Here is a 6,351-nt window from a genome sequence, read left to right on the forward strand (position 1 = left end):
CATCAACTCGGCCTTGACGCTCTCCAGTTTCGAGGGCTGCAACTTGCCGTCCAGGCCATCTTTCGCAAATTCACCACGCGCAGTGCCGAGCGCAGACGAGGCACCTGGCGCCGACGAGCGCGGCGTCTGGTCGTTGAAGCTCAGTAACACGTCGCCATCAAGCTTGCGCTCCTGCGGTGTTTGCACCGCGCTCGCGGCATTGGCGGCCGTGGCGCCGCTCACATTCGATGCGGTGGCGCCATCCGCATGCGCTGGTTTAGGCAGCGCCGCGTTGGCCGCCTCGACCTCCGAGGCCATGGCCGCGTCGGCGGCGCGCTGCCTTTCGATTTTCGCCTGATCCCGGCCGAAGTCGTGATGCGCATCCGATGGCTTGTCCTTCGCCGCATCCACTCGTGCCGCGAGGGTTTGCGCATGCTGCTGCGCGCTCCAGCGCTTGATCGCGAGACCCACTGCAACCGCGCCAAACAGCAACACCAACACAAGCCCGATCACGATCGGCAACATCCGCAATGGGCTCTTGCGCTTCGTGCGCGTGATACCCGGTACACCTCTCTCACCCAAGCTAGCCTCGGGCGACGCCGGTACAGAAGAAGGTGTCGTATTGTTCTCATTGATCATTGCCAGCCTCCTTGTGCTTCACCAGACGCACCGTGCCGGGAACGGTCGTACCCGCGGGGTTGAGCTGCCCATCGGGCCGGTATGCGTTATTACGGATACCGAGCACGGCGTCCCCCAGGCGTAGATTGAAACGCTGCGCCGTGTCATGCACGACGAGCACAGGGCCGCGTACATCATCGGGATTGACCAACGCTTCCTTGTTATCCCCATACACGCGGTAGATCTGAGGCAGATCCCGATTGGTGCGAAACTCGAAGTAGGTAAAACGCCCGTCATCCCACAAGGCCGTGGGCGCCAACGCCGTGTCGCCGTGCATGTCGTAGTCGGCGTTGCCCGTACCACGCGTGTCAACCGTCTGCGCCAGCAGTGCGCGTGCTTCGGCCGAGCGCACGGCCGCCGCAGCGCTTTGTTTTGCCTGCGTGTCCGGATACGCGAAACTCAATGACCAAATCGCGTCTTCGTGCCGTGCCACAGGCACGAGCTTGAGCACATAGCGCCGTCTATTCGTCAGTAAAATCAGATTGGTTGCCGCATGGGCGGCCTTGGGCTTGAAGAAAAAGCCATTGCCCGCCGGACCCGCAGACCACGCCTTGCCATCGCCCATGCCACCGCCGTCGATTTTTTCGCCTTTCTCAAAAATCAGGACAGTCGCCTCCCCGGCCCGATACGCCACTTGGTAGGTCTCATTCGGGTCATAGAGCGCGCAGGCAATATGCGCGTCACTGCCGCACGCGCCGGGCACGACTTCGGCAAAGACGCTCATGGGCGTTGCGGCCAGCGCGGCGATCAGTACCGCGCTCGCCTGCCTTTTAAGACAGAAAAGCGTCATGGCCTGGCACCTCCGCCCGAGGGCGCGGACTGCGATGCCGTTGCGGCCGAGGGCATCGGTACCACGCTATCAGTCGTGCTGCGCGTCCAGTCGCGGTCGACCGAATAACTCGTCACGCGAAACCCCGTCGGGTTGCGTGTCTGGTCGTTGCTGCGTGTGGGCAGCTCGCCGATTTCATAAGTGATGGTGGCGACCCAATATTCAGTCTTCGGTACCACAACGGCACCGCTACCCTGCGACGACAGGGGCACCATGGTCTTGGAAAAAAACACCTGCGCCGTCGATCCGATAAAAGTAATCGCCCCAATGCGTGCGATCACACGGTATTTATCGGTCAATATGTTCTGCGGCGAATTCTTATGGTCGTAAAGCGATGCATATTGCCCTTGCTCGCGTTCCGAATTCATCAGACTCACGGTGTCATAGGCATCTTGTATCGTGTACCAGTCGTAACTCTCGCGTAGCTCCACGTACTGGCGAAGCGCAGCACGCACCTCCAGTTCACCAAAGCTGACCGAGCCACTGCGCGCGACATCAATGACCTCGACGTTACCCGTGGCGGTGTTGTCTCTTATGATGACCGGAGGAGAAGGTCTCTTTAGTTGTACTAACGCTGCTGAGCCAATAATGGAAACCAATGCGATAAACAGCGCACCGCCTGCCACGCGCCATGCGATTTTCCTGGCATTCTCTTGCAACTGCTGACGAGATTGCTCAAACACGAGCGCTTGCTTGAAATACATGCGAGCCATATCGCGTGGATCGGCATCCGCAAGCGCGGCTGAGGCATCGCGTAGCGCGGTAGCGTAAGCATTTGCCGCAAGGGTGCCCGGCGCAGACGTTGTTGCCGCCAATTTCCTTGGAACCCATTTCATCGCACACCCTCCTGTGTCGCATGGTTCACCGGCATCCACGGCCCTTTTGGCTGCGTCGGCTTTGGCACCGACGAACACGCCCCGAGCAACGCGACGCTGCAAAGCACGACGATTATTCTCATGGTCACTCCTGATTCATGCGGTTTGCCGGAACCATCCGGCAAACACGATTCGATTTACTTCACTCGTTCAAATTCGTAGCCTGGCATGACAAGATGACCCGTGCTTTTGTCTATTGTGATGAAGTATGGAATATCACCGCTCACAAGCAGTTTTCCATCTTGTGCGACCGCCGGCTCTTTAACCACTTGCCAGCTATCAGCCGCGCTCTCTGCCGCGAAATTGGGCGCTTTGTGAGAAAGATAGAAATCGTCTCCGTCTCCATTTCTCTCGATACTTATCTGATCCCAACCACTCTTTCCGACATTCTTCCAGGTACCTACGAATTCGTTACCGTTGTGGTGACCACACCCTGATAGCGTGACGGTCAGAAAAACCAAGGCGGCTGATGCAATTAATCCGATAAGTCTCATGTAATACCCCTTGAAGATAATCAATGTCAGGCACCTTTCATCGCGTTGTTGCTCGCCCCTGACCCTCCACCGCCAGAAAGGCGCATGGCCCGCATCGCCGCGCCGGCAGCGTTGCTGAACTGACCCACCATCGATGAGATACCAACTCCACCTGCCAGTTGCGATGCCAGGGACGGCAGGTTCAACGAGATAACGATGAACACAATCCCGCAGCTAACAATTTCCCCTTCGGTTGCGTACGTCAAGATCACGTCCGACACGTCAAACTTAGTCGGGAGCACCCAGGTCATATAGCTCACTTCCAACGCCCCTGCGGCACCGAAAAGGGCAACGAGAATGCCGTAGTTCAGGCACTGACCCACCCAATTCTGAAAGTACTGCCGAGTCGCCGGGAAAAGCGCTGTGACGATAAACGCGGGCCCCAAAGCCAGCAGCAGTCCGAGGGCGAACTTGGCAAGAATAATGAAGGCGGCCGCGATCGCCAGAAATGGCAATCCCACCAAGAGGACGCACACAGCCAGTACCGAGACTTCGACAAACAAGCCGATCTGAAGGGCTGTTAAACCCTTGTACATACTCGTAATCGCTGAAATGTACAGGTTCAACAAGGAGTCAAGTCCGTTGCTCAAACTGTCGCCGTTCATGATGGCGCGGCTCAAATCGTCGCCTAGCCCATTAAAGAACGGGACCACGTATTCGCTGTAGTAACTGATGTTCATCCCGAAGGTCAGGACCGCCGCCCACCCTGCCATCCTCAGCAGAAAGTCCACGATCGGACTGTCGTTATGGCCACGCCAATACGACACCAGCACGAGCAACACATACAGACTGAAGCAGGCCGCGACCAACGGACTGATCAGCGAGATCATATTGGCCGAACCCGTGTTAATGGTGTTGAGCACGTTCTCATCGAACCGGCTGAACATGTCAGAAAAAACGTGTAATTCCATGACGCATTACTCCCGTATCAGTTGGTATCGTCACCATTCAACCGCTGCTGCATATCCTGGTGGGCTTCCTGCTGTGCCAATTCCTTCTCCGCGTCCTGGAGCCGTACCATCAAATCAAGGCGGGTCTTCTCCGCGTTGATCGATGACACCTCTGCTGACCATCGGTTTTGCAGATCGGCTTTAGCAGCGGGGTCCTGCGTCATATTCGTCTGCTGCATCAGTTGCTGAATATTGTTAAGCCTGTCGATCGATGCCTGGTAGGAGCGCATCGTCATTGCCTTATTCGCCGCAAGCGTATCGTTCAAGCGCTGCTGGCCAGGGGTGTACGCCGTCATACCCTCCTGGGTTTCGATACTGCTCGCCAGCCCGCTAATGCCGTTCAATTGCCCGCTTTTGACCTGGTCGTACACCGACTGCCACTGATCAGGTAGGTAATTGCGCAAGGACGCATCGTTGTAGATCTCGCCAAGTCCCCGGTTGCCAGTCATCGACTGGTACTGGTTCGTTAATAGTCCGTATTCCTGCTGCAACTGTTTGACCGTTGCGATGGCTTGGGCAATTGCCTGAATATCAAGCACCGGCACGCCCTGCGCATGGGCCATGGGCAACGTGCAGGTCAATGCCATTAACGCGGCCGCGCCGAGGATTCGCATTGTTTTCATCGTCCTATCCAATTCTCAAAGATCTATTTCAAGGATGCGTTGTCATGTATTGGTGCTGTTCAAGCTCAAGCAACTGCTTGAGCGTCGTATCGATCGAAATCAACTGCACGAGCATTCGTTGGTTGATGTCGTTTTCCGGGCGTGGCGTGCAATGGTACGCGTCGGGTTGTGTGAGCACACCCGCCTGCGCCTGCTTCGCGAGAGCAGCGCTATCAACGCCCTCCTGCGCATGTGCCGAAGCTCCGACAATGAGCAATGCGGCGGTTGCCGTGGCTTTAAACATGCGCATCATCGTCGTGCTCTGCCTGCGTGTTTTCATCGGTTTGCTCCATGGAACGATCTGCCGAGGCCCGTCCTTTAGCGCCGCGCTTGCCTTTACGACGCGCTTGGAACAATTGCATGCGCAGGTCCGTGTCACCATGTGCCTCCCGCGTACAGGCCTCCCAAATCGCGACGTTATCCAAGCTGCTGGAGAGCACCGCAATCTCGTCGTCCATGCCGCCCAGGTCGAGCGTGACAAACGCCGACTGATTGCTTTGCTTGATTAAAAACGTCCGCGCTTCCTTCGGAAGCTGCTTATACGCATCAAACTCGCGGTCGGTCATGTTCAGAAGCTTGGCGCTTTCCCGTTTGGCCTCTGGATTCGGCAAATAGCATTTCGTCGCGGTGAGATCACGTATTTCCGCAAAGACCGGACATTGAATCGTATCCTCTGGTGATTGCGAATCCAGTATCAGAAACTCGTCTGCCTTGCGGCCAGTCTTGAGCGACTTGCGAATTAAGGCCTGGGTGGTCGGATAGCTCGCCGGAAGCCAGAATTCCGCTATCACCGTGGCAAGCAAGCCGCCCTTTCTTTGCATCTGCTCCTTGAGGTAGAGCAAATGCGCAAGCACCGGCTCCGTTGCCGGATAATCCTTCTTCAAGAAATCGCTTACATCGAAGCCAATACGACGGACCTCGGCAATATTCGTCAACGCCCGGGGCACATTGTCCAAGGCCCATGCAAAACGACCGTCCGTCGCCCCGCACCACTGACTCAAGCGCAGCCACAGGCTATTGTGCTCACCCGTATCCGGGATGGATTCCAGCAGACGGCTGAAGGTGCGGTGCTCGATAGTTTCGAGCTTCATCACGGTGTCTACCGCGTGCTTGATATGGCGTTGATCCTCGGCACTGAGCTTGCCGTTCTCGTCTCGGCAACAGGCACCGACTAAGTCATACAGGTGCGCGAGGTGTCGTTTGGTGTACGGCAGCGCGAACGGAGCAAGACCCGTCGGCTCCCCTTCACGCAGCGAGTAATATTCGGCCCCGATTTCATCGAGGAAGATTCTGAGACCTTGATCCAGATCCAAGGCGAATATCTTTGGATCGAACCGTTCCAGAAAGGACAGCAGCATGGTCTCAAGGGTGGTTTTACCCGTGCCGGTCGCACCCATGATCAAGGTGTGGCCCGCGACCTTCTCACCCACGCTATCCTCATCGAGGCGAGAGGCGTGGCAATTCAAACTAAACAGGCTTTTTGCTACCGTATGCACCGGCATCAACGCGGAACCGTCACCCAGTGGATTACCCCGAGCCTTGCCCGCCGAATACGTGTGCATCGAGAACGACGAGGCGAGGTTGCGGGTGGACTTCGGCATCGGACGCGGCTTTTTGCGGAAACCCGGTACCTGACTCAAATAGGTGTAGGGTGCCGATGCGGTTGCCTTGACGAACTTGAACCCACAATCATTTAACGCGCGGCTCGTAACGTACGCACCATTGCTTATCGCCTTCGCGGCGGTTTCGCCATACACAACCAATGCGCCGTGATAATCGCCAAACGCCAGATCGCGACCGGCGATGAGCGCCACGGCCTGATTCAGCTCCTTGATTTGATGGTGC

At 57.0% G+C, this 6,351-nt stretch carries 7 protein-coding genes and 1 pseudogene; all 8 read right to left on the bottom strand.

The window, feature by feature from the left end:
• Positions 1 to 618, bottom strand: a pseudogene (locus tag WM40_RS25435) (type IV secretion system protein VirB10); the annotation flags it as partial.
• Positions 608 to 1,447 (bottom strand): TrbG/VirB9 family P-type conjugative transfer protein, encoded by an 840-nt coding sequence (locus tag WM40_RS25440; RefSeq protein ID WP_046154406.1) that lies wholly within the window; start codon positions 1,445 to 1,447, stop codon positions 608 to 610. The gene WM40_RS25440 and the pseudogene WM40_RS25435, both read right to left, overlap by 11 nt.
• Complete coding sequence (locus tag WM40_RS25445; protein WP_157686006.1) at positions 1,444 to 2,322, bottom strand: VirB8 family type IV secretion system protein; 879 nt, start codon at positions 2,320 to 2,322, stop codon at positions 1,444 to 1,446. The genes WM40_RS25440 and WM40_RS25445 overlap by 4 nt, the downstream gene beginning before the upstream one ends.
• A 176-nt stretch (positions 2,323 to 2,498) precedes the next feature.
• The gene (locus WM40_RS25450) at positions 2,499 to 2,855 is read right to left on the bottom strand and encodes a hypothetical protein (RefSeq protein ID WP_046154412.1); all 357 of its coding nucleotides are present in this window, start codon (positions 2,853 to 2,855) and stop codon (positions 2,499 to 2,501) included.
• Positions 2,856 to 2,881: 26 nt separating this feature from the next.
• Positions 2,882 to 3,805 (bottom strand): TrbL/VirB6 family protein, encoded by a 924-nt coding sequence (locus tag WM40_RS25455; RefSeq protein WP_046154407.1) that lies wholly within the window; start codon positions 3,803 to 3,805, stop codon positions 2,882 to 2,884.
• Between the two features lie 17 nt (positions 3,806 to 3,822).
• Positions 3,823 to 4,467: a TrbJ/VirB5 family protein gene (locus WM40_RS25460; protein WP_046154408.1), complete on the bottom strand. Its 645-nt coding sequence runs from the start codon at positions 4,465 to 4,467 to the stop codon at positions 3,823 to 3,825.
• 28 nt (positions 4,468 to 4,495) lie between these two features.
• Positions 4,496 to 4,759 (bottom strand): invasion associated locus B family protein, encoded by a 264-nt coding sequence (locus WM40_RS25465; protein ID WP_046154409.1) that lies wholly within the window; start codon positions 4,757 to 4,759, stop codon positions 4,496 to 4,498.
• Positions 4,743 to 6,351 (bottom strand): VirB4 family type IV secretion/conjugal transfer ATPase (locus WM40_RS25470; protein ID WP_461786673.1); only part of this gene is annotated, 1,609 nt, incomplete at its 5' end. The genes WM40_RS25465 and WM40_RS25470, both read right to left, overlap by 17 nt.

This window comes from Robbsia andropogonis (assembly GCF_000970345.1).
GTDB lineage: Bacteria > Pseudomonadota > Gammaproteobacteria > Burkholderiales > Burkholderiaceae > Robbsia > Robbsia andropogonis.

Excerpts from the sequence above, each read along its gene's own strand:
- WM40_RS25440 (WP_046154406.1), bottom strand. The coding sequence starts at position 1,447 with ATGACGCTTTTCTGTCTTAAAAGGCAGGCGAGCGCGGTACTGATCGCC.
- WM40_RS25445 (WP_157686006.1), bottom strand. The coding sequence starts at position 2,322 with ATGAAATGGGTTCCAAGGAAATTGGCGGCAACAACGTCTGCGCCGGGC.
- WM40_RS25450 (WP_046154412.1), bottom strand. The coding sequence starts at position 2,855 with ATGAGACTTATCGGATTAATTGCATCAGCCGCCTTGGTTTTTCTGACC.
- WM40_RS25455 (WP_046154407.1), bottom strand. The coding sequence starts at position 3,805 with ATGGAATTACACGTTTTTTCTGACATGTTCAGCCGGTTCGATGAGAAC.
- WM40_RS25460 (WP_046154408.1), bottom strand. The coding sequence starts at position 4,467 with ATGAAAACAATGCGAATCCTCGGCGCGGCCGCGTTAATGGCATTGACC.
- WM40_RS25465 (WP_046154409.1), bottom strand. The coding sequence starts at position 4,759 with ATGATGCGCATGTTTAAAGCCACGGCAACCGCCGCATTGCTCATTGTC.